This is a genomic window from Kitasatospora sp. NPDC047058 (assembly GCF_040643935.1).
Taxonomy (GTDB): Bacteria; Actinomycetota; Actinomycetes; order Streptomycetales; family Streptomycetaceae; genus Kitasatospora.
The window spans coordinates 1-16,975 of record NZ_JBEYVJ010000152.1 but is presented as its reverse complement, the minus strand read 5'-3'; the positions used below and the strand labels follow the sequence as shown (position 1 = coordinate 16,975).

The 16,975-nt window shown below is 75.5% G+C and carries 11 protein-coding genes and 1 pseudogene; 5 read left to right on the top strand and 7 right to left on the bottom strand.

Annotated elements, in window-relative coordinates:
* A partial coding sequence (locus ABZ885_RS22295) for a DMT family transporter (protein ID WP_360191243.1) occupies window positions 1–554 on the bottom strand: 554 nt, incomplete at its 3' end.
* A 318-nt stretch (window positions 555–872) separates the two neighbouring features.
* Here ABZ885_RS22295 and ABZ885_RS22290 point away from each other — a divergent pair.
* The 4 genes and pseudogenes from ABZ885_RS22290 to ABZ885_RS22275 all read left to right on the top strand — a co-directional run bounded on the left by ABZ885_RS22290 (window position 873) and on the right by ABZ885_RS22275 (window position 8,656).
* Window positions 873–4,595 (top strand): DUF4132 domain-containing protein, encoded by a 3,723-nt coding sequence (locus tag ABZ885_RS22290; RefSeq protein WP_360191241.1) that lies wholly within the window; start codon window positions 873–875, stop codon window positions 4,593–4,595.
* The gene (locus ABZ885_RS22285; protein ID WP_360191239.1) at window positions 4,592–5,731 is read left to right on the top strand and encodes an AAA family ATPase; all 1,140 of its coding nucleotides are present in this window, start codon (window positions 4,592–4,594) and stop codon (window positions 5,729–5,731) included. Before ABZ885_RS22290 ends, ABZ885_RS22285 begins: the two co-directional genes overlap by 4 nt.
* Window positions 5,731–7,614: pseudogene (locus tag ABZ885_RS22280) on the top strand (DUF5682 family protein); the annotation flags it as partial. The gene ABZ885_RS22285 and the pseudogene ABZ885_RS22280, both read left to right, overlap by 1 nt.
* A gap of 31 nt (window positions 7,615–7,645) precedes the next feature.
* On the top strand, window positions 7,646–8,656 hold the full coding sequence (locus tag ABZ885_RS22275) for a hypothetical protein (protein ID WP_360191236.1): 1,011 nt from the start codon (window positions 7,646–7,648) through the stop codon (window positions 8,654–8,656).
* 125 nt (window positions 8,657–8,781) lie between these two features.
* On the opposite strand, the gene hflX is transcribed toward ABZ885_RS22275, so the two are convergent.
* The 5 genes from hflX to miaA all read right to left on the bottom strand — a co-directional run bounded on the left by hflX (window position 8,782) and on the right by miaA (window position 15,664).
* The gene (gene hflX / locus ABZ885_RS22270; RefSeq protein WP_360191233.1) at window positions 8,782–10,290 is read right to left on the bottom strand and encodes a GTPase HflX; all 1,509 of its coding nucleotides are present in this window, start codon (window positions 10,288–10,290) and stop codon (window positions 8,782–8,784) included.
* Window positions 10,291–10,400: 110 nt separating this feature from the next.
* The gene (locus tag ABZ885_RS22265) at window positions 10,401–12,749 is read right to left on the bottom strand and encodes an HD domain-containing protein (RefSeq protein WP_360191230.1); all 2,349 of its coding nucleotides are present in this window, start codon (window positions 12,747–12,749) and stop codon (window positions 10,401–10,403) included.
* A 226-nt stretch (window positions 12,750–12,975) separates the two neighbouring features.
* Window positions 12,976–13,884 carry a diaminopimelate epimerase gene (gene dapF, locus ABZ885_RS22260; RefSeq protein ID WP_360191227.1) on the bottom strand — a complete coding sequence of 303 codons (909 nt, stop codon included), beginning with the start codon at window positions 13,882–13,884 and terminating at the stop codon, window positions 12,976–12,978.
* Between the two features lie 60 nt (window positions 13,885–13,944).
* Complete coding sequence (locus ABZ885_RS22255; protein WP_360191225.1) at window positions 13,945–14,469, bottom strand: hypothetical protein; 525 nt, start codon at window positions 14,467–14,469, stop codon at window positions 13,945–13,947.
* 229 nt (window positions 14,470–14,698) lie between these two features.
* Window positions 14,699–15,664: a tRNA (adenosine(37)-N6)-dimethylallyltransferase MiaA gene (gene miaA / locus ABZ885_RS22250; RefSeq protein WP_360191222.1), complete on the bottom strand. Its 966-nt coding sequence runs from the start codon at window positions 15,662–15,664 to the stop codon at window positions 14,699–14,701.
* A gap of 179 nt (window positions 15,665–15,843) precedes the next feature.
* Here miaA and ABZ885_RS22245 point away from each other — a divergent pair, with 179 nt between their 5' ends.
* A complete protein-coding gene (locus ABZ885_RS22245; RefSeq protein ID WP_360191220.1) occupies window positions 15,844–16,107 on the top strand; it encodes an antitoxin in 264 nt (87 codons plus the stop codon).
* 55 nt (window positions 16,108–16,162) lie between these two features.
* Here the strand turns inward: ABZ885_RS22245 and ABZ885_RS22240 are convergent, their stop codons facing one another.
* On the bottom strand, window positions 16,163–16,861 hold the full coding sequence (locus ABZ885_RS22240) for a hypothetical protein (protein WP_360191217.1): 699 nt from the start codon (window positions 16,859–16,861) through the stop codon (window positions 16,163–16,165).
* Window positions 16,862–16,975 lie beyond the last annotated feature (114 nt).

Here is a 16,975-nt window from a genome sequence, read left to right as displayed (position 1 = left end):
GTGGCCGGGTCGCCGCCCGCGGCCGCGATCCGCTTGGCCGCGACGATGTAGACGCCGAAGGCCGCCCCCGCCACCGTGGCGAGCAGCACGCCCGCCGGGTCCCCGGTGCCGCCCCGGCCGGGCAGCAGGAGCAGCGCGATCCCCACCACCGCGCAGCCGCTGCCGCCCAGCCACCGCGCGTCCAGCCGTTCACCGGTCAGGGCGCGGGCGCAGAGCCCGGAGACCGCCGGGACGGTGCCGAAGGCCACCGCCGTGGCGACGGCCGCGCCGGTCCGCTCCACGGCCTGGAGGAAGGCGACCTGGAACAGCGCGGTCACCGCGACGCTCGGCAGCAGCCACGACCGGACACCGGCGCCCCCCAGCGTGCGAAGCCCGCGCGGCCGCAGGGCGACCGCGCACAGCACGGCCCCGCCCAGCAGCATCCGGCACGCGCCGAGCGCCACCGGGTCGACGCCGGCGTCCGCCAGCAGCTGGGCCGGCCCGACCGTCCCCCACAGCACCGCCGCCGCCAGCACCGGCACCACCCCGGCGCGTACCGTCCCGTCCCCCGCCATGCGCGCTCCCCTCGAACCGCCGCCGGCCCGCGGCACCGGCTGCGAGGAAGGCTAGATTCGCCCGGTCCGCGGGCCAATTGGGGAATGCCATCGCCCCCGGGCCGTCGGGCACCCGCCGGCCCGGATCTTCCGACAACGCCCGCCGGTACGCCGGTGCGGGCCGGACGGCCCCGGCGGCCCGTCCGACCACCGCCGGGACGGCTGTGACCAGGCTGGATGCCGCCGCGTCCGTTGTCGGTGGGGGTCGCTAGGGTTTCGCTCACTGATCACCGGGCGGCCCCTGCACCCGGTGGCTGGCCACGGCATGGAGGAGAAGCTGTGCGGCGCTGGGAGCTCGTCGGTGACGGGTCTGCGAAGTTCTGGGAGGCCGCGGTCGAGGGCGCGTCGGTGCACGTGCGCTACGGCCGGATCGGCACCGCCGGCCGCGACCAGGTGAAGGAGCTGGGCTCCGCCGCGGTGGCGCAGGCGCACTTCGACAAGGTCGTGGCGGAGAAGGAACGCAAGGGCTACACCGAGGCCGGGGCCGAGGCCGGGGCCGGGGCCGAGGCCGGGGCCGGGGCCGAGGCCGGGGCCGCGCCCACGAGCACCGTCACGCCGGGGGCCGCCGCCACGCCCGCGCCCGCGCCCGCGCCGCAGCCGGACGCCCCGGCCGCGGAACCCGTTCCGGCCGGCGGGCTGCCGGACGAGGACACCTTCGTGCTGCCCGCCGCCTGGCACCGCCACGTCCTGCCGCGCCGCGGGGGCACCGTGCGGGCCGTGACGTGGCCCGGGCCGCTCGCGGTGGAGGCGGCCGAGGCGCGGATCGCCTCCGAGCGGGTGTGGATCGACCAGGCGCTGGAGTCCCCACGCTCCGACGCCACGCTGGTGTCCGCCGCCGAGGCCTACCTGGCCGGGGAGGCGGATCCGCTCGGGGCCGCCGCCGTGGCGAGCCTGGTGCCGCCGACCTGGCAGTCCGCCGGCTACGAGCAGCTGCCGTTCGCCGACGCGTGGGTCGCGGCACACGGGCCGGTCTTCGCGGCCCGGGCCGTGGTGGAGCTGTTCGGGATCGCGTCCGACCCGCGGCACACCGCGGCCCGGCGTCCCGGCCTGGTGCTCCGCCACCTCGGACCGACGGACCACGTCCCGCCGCAGGCCGTCCGGCCGGCGGCGGACCGCGTGCGGTCGCTGCTCGCCGCCGCCGACGAGGCGGTGTACCAGGAGGCGGTGGCCGCGCTCGCCGGGTGCCGCACCACCCCGCGCCGCCGTCTCGCCGCCGCGTACCTCGCGCCGGGTACGCCGGGCTGGGCCGACGACTGCATCGCCGACGAGCCCGGCTACGGTGCCGCCGGACCGGTGCTGCGCACCCTGCTGCTCTGCGCGCTGGACTCCCCGCAGCAGGTCGAACGCCTCGGCGCGACGCCCAACCTGGTCTGGAACGGCTGGTCGGTGGGGCTGATCGCCACGCTCGCCGACGGCGTCGGCACGGCCTGCGTGCCCTTCCTCGCCCATGCGGTCGAGCAGGCCTACGGCTCCGACCGGGTGCGCAGCCTCGCCTCGGCGGTGGCGCAGTTCCCGGACGACGACGCCTTCCGGCTGCTGCTCGCCCGCCTGGACGACAAGCACACCCGGCCCGCCGTCCAGGAGGCCATGCAGCGCTACCCGGTCCGGGCCGTGCGGCTGCTCGCCGCGGCGGCGCTCAACGGCGGCAAGAACGCGCCGGCCGCACGCCAGCTGCTCAACACCCATATGGCCCTGCAGCGCGCCCTCCTGCCCGAGGTCCTGCCGCAACTCGGCGCTGGTGCGGCCGAGTTGGTCCGCTCGCTGGACGGCGCCCGGGAGCGCGTCGCCGAGGCGGACCCGGCGGAGCTGCCGGAGCTGCTGGTCTCCCCGCCGTGGACGCGCAAGCGCACCCCCCGCAAGCCGCGCGTGCTCGCCCTGCCGGAGCCGGACGACGCGCCGCAGCTGCGGTGGCGGGACGGCGAGCGGGAGCGCTGGGCGGTGCCGGGGACCGACGGGTGGGTGTACCCGGTGTCGACGGCGTGGGCGTCGGAGGCCCGGCGGGTCGTCACGGACGCCTCCGGCCTCTGGTACGCGGCCCGACTGCTCGCCCAGGGCCCCGCCGAACTGCTCGCCCCTCATCTGGAGAAGTGGCGGCCCACCGACCTGTGGAACGGGGTGGAGCTGCTCCGCCCGGTCGTCGCCAAGTACGGCCTGGCGGCGGTGCCGATGGCGGTGCACGCCGCGCGGACCCAGCCGGCCACCCTGGCGCCACTGCTGCTGCCGGTCCTCGACGCCGGCGCCGCACGGGTGCTGGCGGACGGCCTGGTCCGGCTCAAGTCCGTGCAGCCGACCGCCCGTTCCTGGTTCACCCGGCACGGGATCCCGGCCGGCCTGCTGCTGGTCCCGGACGCGGTCGGGCCCGCCGGGGCCGCCCGGCGGGCGGCCGAGCAGGCGCTGCGCCTGGTCGCGGCCGGCGCGGGCACCGACGCCGTGCTGGCCGCCGCGGCCGCCCGCTACGGCGAGGAGGCCGCGGGGATCGTCGCCGAGGCGCTGGCCACCGACCCGCTGGAGAACGCGCTGCCGGCCAAGCTGCCCGTGCTTCCCGCCTGGCTGCAGCCGTCCGTGCTGCCGCAGCTCCGGCTGGCCGCGGGAACGGCGCTCCCGGAGGCCGCCGTCCGGCACGTGCTGACCATGCTCGCCGTCTCGAAGCCGGGCGACCCCTACCCCGGTCTCGCCGTCGTCGTCGAGGCCTGCCGCGCCGACTCGCTGGCCGCCTTCGCCTGGGCCCTGTTCGAGGAGTGGCGGCAGGCCGGCATGCCCGCCAAGGAGAGCTGGATCCTGCACGCGCTCGGCACCCTCGGGGACGACGAGACGGTCCGCCGGCTCACCCCGATCGTGCGGGACTGGCCCGGGGAGGGCGCGCACCACCGCGCGGTCGAGGGCCTGGACGTGCTCGCCAGGATCGGCAGCGACGTCGCCCTGCTGCACCTGCACGGCATCGCCCAGCGGGTGAAGTTCAAGGCGCTCAAGACCCGCGCCCAGGAGAAGATCTCCGAGGTCGCGGAGGGCCTGGGTCTCACCGGCGAGCAGCTCTCGGACCGGCTCGTCCCCGACCTCGGCCTCGACGCGGACGGCACCACGGTCGTCGACTACGGCACGCGCCGCTTCACCGTGGGCTTCGACGAGCAGCTGCGCCCCTTCGTGCTGGACGCCGACGGCAAGCGCCGCAAGGACCTGCCCGCCCCCGGCGTCAAGGACGACCAGGAGCTCGCCCCGGCCGAGCGCAAGCGCTTCGTCGCGCTGAAGAAGGACGTCCGCACCGTCTCCGCCGACCAGATACGCCGGCTGGAGGCCGCCATGGTCGCCGGGCGCGGCTGGACGGCCGCGGAGTTCCGGGAGCTCTTCGTCGGGCACCCGCTGGTCTGGCACCTGGTCCGCCGCCTGGTCTGGCTCGCCGACGAGCCGGCCGGCGCGGACGGCACGGACAGCGCGGCCGGCACCACGACGACCGCCTTCCGGGTCGCCGAGGACCGCAGCTTCGCGGACGTCGAGGACGACGCCTTCGTCCTCGCCGAGGACGCGACGGTCCGCCTCGCGCACCCGCTGCACCTCGGTGCCGACCTGGCGGCGTGGTCGGAGCTGTTCGCCGACTACGAGATCCTGCAGCCCTTCCCGCAGCTCGGCCGGGGCGTGCACCGGGTGACGGCCGAGGAGGCGGCCGCCAACCGGCTGCACCGTTTCGAGGGCTGCACGATGCCGGTGGGCCGCGTCCTCGGCCTGACCAAACGCGGCTGGGAGCGTGGCGAGCCGCAGGACGCCGGGGTGGAGTGCTGGATCTCCAAGCGGCTCGGCGAGGCCTGCTACCTGGTCGTCGAACTGAAGGAGGGCATCGCGGTCGGCGCGCTCGACGTGTTCCCCGACCAGACCTTCGAGACGGTCTGGCTGAACTCGGCACCGGGCGGCTACTGGCACCGGAACACGTACCCGATGACCTTCGGCGAGCTGGACCAGGTCGTCCTCTCCGAGCTGCTCGCCGACCTGGAGGAGGTGACGGCCCGGTGAGCGCCCTCGACCTGACGCCCCCCGACGGACACGACGTCGGCCACGGCACCGGGGACGCCGCCGGGGACGCCGCCCTCCAGCGCCCGCCGGCCGAGGTCCGCTACGCCGAGGAGCTGGCCGCGCTGCGGGCCGCGGACGAGGACCCGCGCCCGCCGGGCTGGCAGCTCAGCCTGCGGGCGGCGCGCCGGTTCATCGTCGGCGACGCCGGGGCCGGGATCAGCCGCAAGTTCGTCGGCAACACCGCGCTGGTCGAGCGGGCGCTCGTGACCCTGGCGACCAACCGCGGCCTGATGCTGGTCGGCGAGCCGGGCACGGCCAAGTCGCTGCTGTCGGAGCTGATCGCGGCGGCCGTCAGCGGCACCTCGACGCTCACCGTCCAGGGCGGCGCGGCCACCACCGAGGACCAGATCAAGTACTCCTGGAACTACGCGCTGCTGGTCTCCGAGGGGCCGTCACCGCGCTCCCTGGTGCCGGCGCCGATGCTGCGCGGCATGGCCGAGGGGCGGCTCGTCCGCTTCGAGGAGATCACCCGCTGCCCGCTGGAGGTGCAGGACTCCCTGCTCTCCCTGCTCTCCGAACGGGTGCTCGCCGTACCGGAGTTGGACGGGCCGGAGGGGATGGTCTTCGCCCGCGCCGGCTTCAACGTGATCGCCACCGCCAACACCCGGGACCGCGGCGTCAACGAGATGAGCGCGGCGCTCAAGCGCCGGTTCAACTTCGAGACGGTCTTCCCCATCCCGGACTTCGCGACGGAGCTCGCGCTGGTCGAGGCCGAGGCGGCCGCGCTGCTGCGCCGCTCCGGGGTCGAGGCGGCACCGGACCGCGACGTGCTGGAGGTGCTGGTGGGAACGTTCCGCGAGCTGCGCAGCCGGCAGGCCCCGGGCGAGCGGCTGTCCGCCGTGATGAGCACGGCGGAGGCGGTGTCGGTGGCGCACGCGGTCGGCGTGCGCGGGTGGTTCCTGCGCCGGGAGGCCGGCAACGCCGCCGACCTGGTCACCTGCCTGGCCGGCACGGCGGCCAAGGACAGCCCGGAGGACCTCGCCCGGCTGCGCCGCTTCCTGGAGCAGCAGGCGGCCCGCCGCGGCGGCGCCCAGTGGCAGGCCCTGCACGAGGCACGCCACCTGCTGGCCGGCTGATGGCCCCGGCACCGGCGGCGTCCACGGGCGGTGGAGCCCGCACGGCCGAGGCCGTGTTCATCGGCGTGCGCCACCACTCGCCGGCCTGCGCCCGGCTGGTGGCCCGCACGATCGAGGCGCTCCGCCCGGCGTACGTGCTGGTGGAGGGCCCGGCGGAGATGAACGCGCGGCTGGACGAGCTGCTGCTCGGCCACGAGCTGCCGGTCGCCGTCTTCAGCCACCACCGCGACGGGCAGCGCACGGCGACGTCCTGGACGCCGCTGTGCGACTACTCGCCGGAATGGGTCGCGCTCTCCCACGGCCGCGCTTCCGGCGCGCAGGTCCGCTTCATCGACCTGCCCGCCTGGCATCCGGCCTTCACCGAGCGGGCCGAGCCCCTTGCCAACCGCTTCGCCGACGCCGAGGCCCGGTACGCGGAGGCGACCGCGCGGCTCTGCGAACGCTTCGGCACCGACTCGGTGGACACCCTGTGGGACGGGCTCTTCGAGGTGGCCGACCCCGCCGGGCTGGCTGAGCGGCTCGACGCCTACTTCGAGCTGGTCCGCGGCGACGCCCGGGCCGAGCCGGGCGACCGGGCGCGCGAGGCGTACATGGCGCGCTGGATCCGCGCCGCGCTGGCGCGGGCCGGGGGACGGCCGGTGCTGGTGGTGACCGGCGGCTTCCACACGCCGGCGTTGCGGGCCCTGACCCGCAACGGCGCCGGGGCCGCCGCTCCGGAGGCCGGCTACGGGCCGGCCGGGCGCCGCACGTCCACGCCGTGGCCCGCCGTACCGAAGCCGCCGGCCGGGACGCTGGGCGGCAGCTTCCTGGTGCCGTACTCCTTCCGCCGGCTGGACGCCTTCGCCGGCTACCAGTCCGGCATGCCCTCGCCCGGCTACTACCAACTGCTGTGGGAGCGCGGTCCCGTCGCGGCCGCGGACGGCCTGCTGGAGCAGGTCATCGGGCGGCTGCGCGGCCGGCGCCTCGCCGTCTCCACCGCCGACCTGATCGCCGCCCGGAGCCTCGCCGAAGGCCTCGCGGCGCTGCGCGGCCACCCGGCGCAGTCGCGCACCGACGTCCTCGACGGCCTGGCGAGCGCGCTGATCAGCGAGGCCCTGGACCAGCCGCTGCCGTGGAGCGGACGCGGCACGCTGAGCGCGGGCACCGACCCCGCGGTGGTCGAGATGGTGGCCGCGAGCACCGGCGACCGGGTCGGCCGGCTGCACCCGGACACCCCCGCCCCGCCACTGGTGCACGACGTCGCCACGGAGCTGGAGCGGTGCGGCATCGTGCCCGGCCACGCCGTCACCGCCGACCTGACCGGCCCGGACGGCCTGCGGCGCAGTCAGGTCCTGCACCGGCTGCGGGTGCTCGGCGTCCCGGGCCACGTCCGCACGTCCGGCCCGACGGCCGGCGCGGACCCGGTCTTCACCGAGCGCTGGGAGCCGCAGCCGGCGCCCGGGCACGAGGCCGCGCTGGTCGAGGCGGGCGCGTACGGGGCACGGCTGGACGAGGCCGCCGCCGTCGCGCTCGCGGAGCGGGTCCGCGCCGCGTCCGCCGCACCCGGTACGGCGACCGCCTCCGCCCCCGGTGCCACGTCCACGGGGGCGCCCGCCGGTGCGTCGCCGGACGCGGCGACGGGCGACCTGTCCGGCGTGCTCTTCGACGCCGTGCTGTGCGGGGCCGATGCGCTCTCGGCCGAGGTGCTGGCCGCCCTCGCCGCCCGGGTGGGCGCGATCACCGGACTCGGCCCGGCGGGTGACGTGCTGGCGACCGCCCTCCACCTGTGGCGGCACGACCGCATCTACGGCACGGCCGGCGACCCGCTGCTGGCCGGGGTCGTGGACGAGGCGGCCGGCCGGATCCTCTGGCTCGCCGAGGGGCTGCACGGCGGCAGCGGCGTCGACCCGGCGCGACTGCGGGCGCTCGCCGTCCGTGACCGCCGCCGCCACCGGCAAGCCGGGCGCCGGGCTGCCGACCAGCCTGCAGGACCTGGCCAACTGGAAGCTCGACGACTGGGCCCGGTTCATCAAGGACAACGCCTTCGTCAACGAGGTCGCCCAGGACTTCTGGTCGATCGCCAAGATGGAGGACGCCAAGGGCCGGGCCACCCCGGAGTACTCGGCCAAGTCGGCCGGCAGCACGGTCGAGCGGGACGAGCCGCCGGCCGCCATCCCCGCCAGGCCGCAGCAGCACCCGTACAGCCCGGCGACGGCCGTGGTCGGCAAGATCTTCATGACCGCGCCCGAGGGCGACTCGATGTGCTCGGGCACCGTGGTCTCCGACCCGGCCAACCCGGGCCGGAGCAACCTCGTCTACACCGCCGCGCACTGCCTGCACGACGGCAAGGGCGGCACCTGGCTGAAGAACATCGTCTTCGTCCCCGGCTACAACCGGGACGGCCAGGCCAGCCGGGGCAAGAAGTACACCGAGCAGCAGGTCTCGCCGTACGGGCGGTGGACGGCGGTGAACGCGCTGGTCTCACCGACCTGGGTGAAGGAGAGCGGCGTCGGCCCCAACTCCCAGTACGACTACGGGATCATCCGGGTCCGCAACGAGAACGGCTCCGGCAAGTCGCTGGAGGAGACGGTCGGCAGCTCGATCCCGGTCTGGTTCAACGCCCCGCGCGAGCAGATCACCTCGGCCTTCTCCTACGGCTACCCCGCCGAGCGGCCGTTCGACGGCATGGAGCTCAACCACTGCGACTCCACGCTCCGGCCGGCCAAGCTCTCCTTCGACCCGGCCCGCCCGCCGATGTACGTGATCGGCTGCACCATGACCGGCGGCTCCAGCGGCGGCGGCTGGTTCATCACCAAGGACGGCAAGCCGAACCTGATCAGCGTCAACTCGATCGGCAACCGCAACCCGTCCGAGTACATGGCCGGCCCCTCGCTGCAGGAGCAGGCGAAGCAGGCCTTCGACTACTTCTCGAAGAACGCGAAGTAGCCCGGCACCCCCCGCAGCCCCGGTCAGCCGGCCAAACGAGAACCGTCAGCCGGCAACCCGACCACCGGCAACGCCGACGGCCCCGGTCTCCGTGCGGAGACCGGGGCCGTCGGCGTGTGTGCGGCTCAGCCCCGCGCGGTCAGCGCGACCGCGAAGTGCTCCAGCTCCGCGGCCAGCTCGGCCGGCACCTTGGCGTGCAGCAGGGTGCCCTCGGCGGTGTGCTCGGTGGAGAGCAGCTCCCCCTCGGCGTGCACCCGGGAGACCAGGCCGCCCTGGGTGTACGGGACGAGCGCCTGCACCTCGACGGCCGGACGCGGCAGCTCGTCGTCGATGAGCTTCAGCAGTTCCTCGATGCCCTGGCCGCTGCGGGCCGACACCACGATGGCGTGCGGCTCGCGGCGCAGCAGGCGCTGCAGCACGTGCGGGTCGGCCGCGTCGGCCTTGTTGATCACCACGATCTCCGGCACGTTCTGCGCGTCGACCGAGACGATGACCTCGCGGACGGCGGCCAGCTGCGTCTCCGGCTCGGGGTGCGAGCCGTCGACCACGTGCAGGATGAGGTCCGCGTCGGCGACCTCCTCCATGGTCGAGCGGAAGGCCTCGACCAGGTGGTGCGGCAGGTGCCGGACGAAGCCGACGGTGTCGGCCAGCGTGTAGAGCCGGCCGCTCGGCGTCTGGGCCCGGCGCACGGTCGGGTCCAGGGTGGCGAACAGCGCGTTCTCCACCAGGACGCCGGCCCCGGTGAGCCGGTTGAGCAGGGAGGACTTGCCGGCGTTGGTGTAACCGGCGATGGCCACGGACGGCACCTGGTGGCGCTTGCGCTCCTGGCGCTTGGTGTCGCGGCCCTTCTTCATCTCGGCGATCTCCTTGCGGAGCTTCGCCATCTTCTCGCGGATCCGGCGCCGGTCGGTCTCGATCTTGGTCTCACCGGGACCACGGGTGGCCATGCCGCCGCCGGACGAGCCGGAGCCACCACCACCCATCTGCCGGGAGAGCGACTGACCCCAGCCGCGCAGCCGCGGCAGCATGTACTGCATCTGGGCGAGCGAGACCTGCGCCTTGCCCTCGCGGGACTTGGCGTGCTGGGCGAAGATGTCCAGGATCAGGGCCGTCCGGTCGACGACCTTGACCTTGACCACGTCCTCCAGGTGGATCAGCTGGCCCGGGGTGAGCTCGCCGTCGCAGACGACGGTGTCGGCGCCGGTGGCCGCGACGATGTCCCGCAGCTCCTTCGCCTTGCCGGAGCCGATGTAGGTGGCCGCGTCGGGCTTGTCCCGGCGCTGGATGACGCCGTCCAGCACCTGGGAGCCGGCGGTCTCGGCGAGGGCGGCGAGCTCGGCCATCGAGTTCTCCGCCTCCTCCAGGGTGCCGTCGGTCCAGACGCCGACGAGTACCACGCGCTCCAGGCGGAGCTGGCGGTACTCGACCTCGGTGACGTCTTCGAGTTCGGTGGAGAGGCCGGCGACACGACGCAGGGCGGCTCGCTCGCTGCGGTCGTACTGGTCGCCGTCGTAGTGCTGGCCGAGGTCCTCGTCGATGGCCGCGAGGTCCTCGTCCATGAGGGCTTCCGCCCGCTTACCGTCCAGGCGGCGCGGGGCGTCGGCGTGGTCGCGGGTGTCGAACGTGGAGGTCATTCTGTCCTTTGGCTGCTGGAGTGGGAGGCCTGTCTGCGTGACCGTACCCGACGGTCACACCGGGAGTCTGCCCAGCTGCCGCCCCGTCTACCGCTCGGGCGAGGTGTGAGCTACCCCTCGGAACCGCGGGCCCGCACGGGCAGGATTTCCCGATGCCCGGTGAACGCCGCGGAACGGCCGTGAATTCCCCATGATGGTCGCACGGCCGGTGCGGGCGGGTCATCCCCATTTCCCGCCGCCGGCCCGGCGTCCGCGGCGGGCGTGCGCGGGGCGCCGCCGCCCTCCGGGGCGTGCGGGCGGCTGACGTCGTACACCCCGGAGACCCGCAGCATCGCCCGCATCACCGCGGCCAGCACGGCCGGCTCGGGCAGTTCGACGGTGTAGGTGTGCCGCACCCGCAGTTCCTGCGGCGGCTCGACCTCGGCGGAGACGATCCCGACGCCCTCCCCGGAGATCGCCGCGGTGAGGTCGGCGAGCAGCCGGGGCCGGTTGAGCGCCTCGGCCCGCAGGGTGGCCCGGTAGCCGGACGCCGGTGCGCCGTCCGGCTGCCAGTGGATCTCCAGCACGCCGCGCCCGTCCGCCCGCATCCGCTCCCCCGCCGGACAGCCGGTGCGGTGCACGGCGACGGCGCCGCCGCGGATCGCGAAGCCGCTGACCTCGTCCGGCGGCACCGGGGTGCAGCAGCGGGCCAGCCGGACCGGTGCCCCGGGCCGGCCGGCCACCGCCACCGGGGCGGCGCCGCGCTCGGCGGCCCGGTGCGCCGGCGGGGCGGGCTGGCCGGCCGAGGGGCCGGTGCGGACCACCGGCAGCCGCGCCGGGTGGTCGGCCAGCCAGCGTTCGATGGCCAGCCGGGCGGCCGGGGTGCGGGCGTGGGCCAGCCAGTCGGGGGCCGGGCCGGAGGGGCGGGCCGCCGGGTCGCCCTGCTCGGTGAGGACGGCCAGCCGGTCGCCGTCCTGGAGGACGGTGGACAGGGCGGTGAGGCGGCCGTTGACCCGGGCCCCGATGCACCGGTGACCGGTCTCCTCGCCGAGCAGGTAGGCGGCGTCCACGCAGCTGGCGCCGGCCCGCAGCTGAAGCGTTTCGCCGCTCTCGGTGACGACGGTGATCTCGCGGTCCCCGGCGAGGTCGGCGGTGAGTGCGGACCAGAAGGCGTCCGGGTCGGGGGTCTCCTGCTGCCACTCCAGCAGCCGGCTGAGCCAGCCCGGGCGGGCCGGGTCGGTGCGGTCCAGCTCGTCCCCGCCCTGGTCGGCGCCGTTCGCGCCCGGCTGCCGGGGGTCCCCGAGGGCGACCACACCGGTCTCCGCGACCTGGTGCATCCGCCGGGTGCGGACCAGCACCTCGACCACCTCGCCGCCGGACAGCGCCACCGCGGTGTGCAGCGACTGGTACAGGTTGAACTTGGGGGCGGCCACGAAGTCCTTGAACTCGCCCGGCAGCGGCGTCCAGCAGGTGTGCAGCTCGCCGAGGACGGCGTAGCAGTCGGCGTTCTCCTCGACCACCACCAGCAGCCGTCCGAAGTCGGCGGGCTGCGGGCACTGCGGCCGGCCGTCCCGCCCGGGCGCGGCGGCCCGCTTGAGCAGCACCCGGTGCAGCGAGACGCAGTGCCGGGGGCGGACGGAGACCTCGGCGGCCACCCCGGCCTCGGTGAGCTGGCGGGCCAGCGTCCGGGCGAACGGGTCGAGCAGGGTGTCCGGTTCGGCCTCGTGGCCGGCCAGCAGCGCGCGGGTCCGCGCGTGCTCCTCCGGGTGCAGGGTGGCGAAGACGATGTCCTCCAGCTCCGCCTTGAGCACCTGGATGCCGAGCCGCTCGGCCAGCGGGATCAGCACGTCCCGGGTGACCTTGGCGATCCGCACCTGGCTGGCGGGCTTCATGTGCCGGATGGTCCGCATGTTGTGCAGCCGGTCGGCGAGCTTGATCACCATCACCCGGACGTCGTCGCCGGTGGCGACCAGCATCTTGCGGAAGGTCTCGGCCTCGGCGGCCGCGCCGAAGTCGACCTTCTCCAGCTTCGTCACCCCGTCGACCAGGTAGGCGACTTCGGGCCCGAACCCCTCGCCGACCTGGGCCAGCGTCAGGTCGGTGTCCTCGACGGTGTCGTGCAGCAGCGAGGCGACCAAGGTGGTCGTCCCGGCGCCGAGTTGGGCCAGGATCATGGTGACGGCCAGCGGGTGCGTGATGTACGGCTCGCCGCTCTTGCGCTTCTGGCCGCGGTGGCTGGCCTCGGCGAGCCGGTACGCCCGGGCGAGCAGGGCGAGGTCGGCCTGGGGGTGGTGCTCGCGGTGGACGCGGACGAGCGGTTCCAGCGCGTCCGGCACCGGCGTGCGGCTCGTGGCCAGTAACGCGGCCCGCCCGGCCCGGCCGAGCGCGACGCGGCCGAGCCCTCCCAGGGGCCGCCTGGCCCCGGCCTGCCGTGCGGACGTCGGCTGCCCCGCCAGGGGCTGCCCGGCTTCGATGGTCATCAACACCTCCGGCGGCGGTCACCGGTTGCTGCCCCTGCCGAGGGGCGATCGACCCGGTGGTCCATGCTACCGAGCAGAGCACGTTCCGCGACGCCCTGCTTCCCGTCCGTCGCCCGGATCACCCGAACGGGGGGATTCGGCGCCGTACGAAATGGGCAAACCGCCCGCGGCTGCCTGCCACGGGCGGTCGTCCGGGGGTCCGAGGGCCCGTCAGTCCCCGTCGCCCTCAGCCCTGGAGCGCCGCCAGCCAGCGCGGGTCGAGCTCGCCGCGGGCCACGATCTCCGCCGGCCCGGTCTTCTCCACCCGCCCGTCCGGGTACTCGGTGATCACCAGCCGGCCGCCCGGCACGTCCACGGTGTAGCTGACGGCCTCACCGGTGACCGCCGGGTCGACGCCGTCCCGGCGGGCGGTGGCGACGGCGACGGCGCAGGCGCCGGTGCCGCAGGAGCGGGTCTCGCCGGAGCCGCGCTCGTGCACCCGCATCGCGACGTGCCGCGGCCCGCGGTCCACCACGAACTCGACGTTGACGCCCTCGGGGTAGGCGGTCGCGGGGCTGGTCAGCGGCGCGTCCAGCAGGTTGCCGGCGTGGTCGAGGCTCTCGACGAAGGCGACCGCGTGCGGGTTGCCCATGTTGACGTTGCGGGCCGGCCAGCGCCGCTCGCCGACGGTCACCTCGATCCCGTCCGGGCCGGGCAGCTGCGCGCGGCCCATGTCCACGGTGACCTCGCCGGGCGTGCCGTCCCCCGCGTCCTCGGCGACCCGCACGGTCCGCACCCCGGCCCGGGTGGCGACCGCCAGCTCGCCCGCCCCGGCCAGCCCGGACTCGACCAGGTAGCGGGCGAAGACCCGGATGCCGTTGCCGCACATCTCGCCGATCGAGCCGTCGGAGTTGCGGTAGTCCATGAACCACTCGGCCCGGTCGGCCTGGCCCGCCGAGGCCGGGTCGGCGGCCGCGCGCACCACGCGCAGCACCCCGTCGCCGCCGATGCCGGCCCGGCGGTCGCAGAGTGCGGCGACGGCCTCGGGGCCGATGGTCAGCCGGCCGTCCGGGTCGGGCACGATGACGAAGTCGTTCTGGGTGCCGTGACCCTTGAGGAAGGGGATGCCGGCGGACTGCCGGGAGAAGTCGCTCACCCTCCCGATGGTACTGAGCCGGTGTCCGGGGCGGCCGGGCGGACCACCTGGCGGACGGGGTCAGCGCAGGTGGACGACCCGCCAGAGGGCCAGTGCGCAGGCGGCCAGCACGATCAGGGTGTAGATCACGATCGCCTTCCACCCGGCCCGCTGGCCGGAGCCGCGGCGCGGCAGGCCCGGCCACTTGTACCCGGCGTGCCGGGCGGCCATCGCGCCCCAGCCGACCGAGGCCGCGGTGAGCAGCAGGCCGAGCATGCCGATCATCGCCGAGCCGGCCCCGGCCGAGCCGAAGGCCAGCGGGAAGGCGAACATCAGCGAACCGGCGGTGGCGAGCAGCGCGATCGGCAGCGTCTGCCACCAGCGCAGCCGGCGGCGCGGGCGGATCTCCCGCTCGTGCACCGCGCCGGCGGGGGCGCGGGTGTCCAGCGCGGGCAGCGCGACCGCGTACGAGGTGGGGGCGTCGAGGCCGGGCAGCACGGGCAGGTCGGGCAGGGCCGACGCGTCGAGGTCGTCGGCCTGCGCCGTGGCGCTGCCGCTCATCGGCATGGCGCTCTGGCCGGTTTCGGGGCCGGTACCCGTCGACACGCGGCCTCCCCTGACAGTTCGACACGAGTGCGGACTCGCGGCCGGGCACGGTCGGCCCGCCCGGGCCGACCCTTATGACCTCGATGATGGCATGTCCAGGGGGGCGTTCCGGGCCTGACCGGGGTCGTCGGGTGATCCGTGGCCATCACGTGATCGGGCCGTGACCGCCGGTGCGTCCTGCACGGCCACCTGCGCGGGCAGGTGCACCGCCGGATTGGCCGGATCGCGCCTACGGAGCGGCTGCTTCCTGACGTTCGATCAGCTCCAGCGAGCGGGCGAGCAGCTCGGCGGGGTCGGCCCCGGCCGGGCGGGAGAGCCAGTGGATCCGGTCGTCCCGGCGGAACCAGGACTCCTGGCGGCGGGCGAACCGCTTGGTGGCCCGGACGGTTTCGGCCCGGGCCTCGTCCTCGGTGCACTCGCCGGCGAAGTGGTCGAGCACCTGCTGGTAGCCGAGCGCCCGGGAGGCGGTCCGGCCCTCGCGCAGGCCGAGCTCCTCCAGCTCCCGCACCTCGTCCAGCAGTCCGGCCTCCCACATCCGGTCGACCCGCAGCGTGATCCGCTCGTCCAGTTCGGGGCGCGGCACGGCGACGCCGATCTGCACCGCGTCGTAGACCGCGGTGTTGCCGGGCAGGTTGGCGGTGAACGGCTGCCCGGTGATCTCGATGACCTCCAGCGCCCGGACGATCCGCCGGCCGTTGCTGGTCAGGATCGCCGCGGCGGCGGCCGGGTCGAGCTCCGCCAGCCGCCGGTGCAGCGCGTACGGGCCGGCCTGGTCCAGTTCGGCCTCCAGCCGGGCCCGGACCGCCGGGTCGGTGCCGGGGAACTCCATCTCGTCGATCGCCGCCCGCACGTACAGCCCGGAGCCGCCGACCAGGACGGGGGTGCGGCCGGCCGCGAGCAGCCGGTCCATCTCGGCCCGGGCGAGCCGCTGGTACTCGGCGACGCTGGCGGCCTCGGTGACGTCCCAGATGTCCAGCAGGTGGTGCGGGACGCCGCCGCGCTCGGCCGGCGTGAGCTTGGCGGTGCCGATGTCCATGCCGCGGTAGAGCTGCATCGAGTCGGTGTTGATCACCTCGCCGCCGAGACTGCGGGCGATGGCCACGGCCAGGTCGGACTTGCCGGCGGCGGTGGCGCCGACGACGGAGACCACACGGGGCTGGACGGCACCTGACTGATCGGTTCTGGAGCTGCTCACCGGACCAGTCTCGCAAAACCGCCGCCGCGCCGGGGACCTCCCCGCCCGGCTGGTCCTACTGCGCGACGATATGACCGATTCCGGCGGTCTTCACCGTCGGCACCGGTTCGCACCCGTTGCGAACGGTTCGGCCGCGGGAGACGTTGAGCAGGACGACGGAGAGGAAGAGTGAGGACACCATGAGCCTGATGGACAACCTCAAGGGCAAGGCCGGGGAGCTCAAGGAGAAGGCCAGCGAGCTGGCCGGCAAGCACAACGAGCAGATCGACCACGCCGTGGACAAGGCCGGCAGCGCGATCGACAAGGCCACCAAGGGCAAGTACAGCGAGAAGATCGAGCACGGCACCAGCAGGGCCAAGGGCGCGGTGGACGACTTCGCCCACAAGCCGAAGCCCGGTGACGGCCCCGCCGGGGCGGGCGACGGCACCGCCCCGCCGGCCTGACCGGCAGCGCGCGACCCGGCTCGGCTCCAGGCCCCCGGCTCGGCTCCGGGACTGCTCAGTTCCAGGACGCCACGACGTACCCGACGCCGTACGGAGCGTCCCGGTAGCCGAGCCGTGCCGTGAGGCCGGCGCCCTCCGCGGCACCGGCCAGCACCTGCCAGGGGGCGCGGCCCTCGGCCTTCAGCTCGGCGGCCAGGCCCGGGTCCAGGGCGGCCAGCGCGGCCAGGTCCGCCGAGCCCAGCGCGTCGGCGAGCGCCGCGTCGAAGCCCTCGGCCCGCTCGTCCAGGTAGCCCGGCGCCTTCAGCGAGCGGCAGGCGCTGCCGTCGCCCATCACCAGCAGCCCGACCCGGTCGGCCAGCCCGGCCAGCCCCTGGCCCAGGCCGAGCATCCGGTCGGCGGGCGCGTCGGCGGGCACCGAGCAGGCGTGCGTCGGCAGGGCAGTCCCGGCCCGCTCCAGCAGCCAGGCGCCGACGGTGAGCGAGGGCGCCAGCTCCGGCCCCTCCACCCGGCCGGCCGGCAGCCTGGCCACCAGCGGCACGCCGTAGCGGTGGAAGGACCCGGCTCCGCCCTCGGTCCACACCTCGGCCTCCGGCCCCGTCCCGACCACCACGAGCAGCTCGGGCCCGGCCGCCAGCAGCGCGGCCAGCGCCTCGTCACAGGCGGCGCGCAGCGGCTCCAACTCGGCGGCCGCACCGGCGGCGACCTCCGGGACGAGCAGCGGCGGACAGGGGCAGACGGCGGCGGCAACCAGCATGTGGATCACTCTAACCGGGAACGACGACGGCCCGGCGGGGCGCCAGGTGCCGCCCGGCCCCCCGGGGGGGGGTGGGGAGATAGGTAGATCACACGAAAGAAAACCCGGCACACA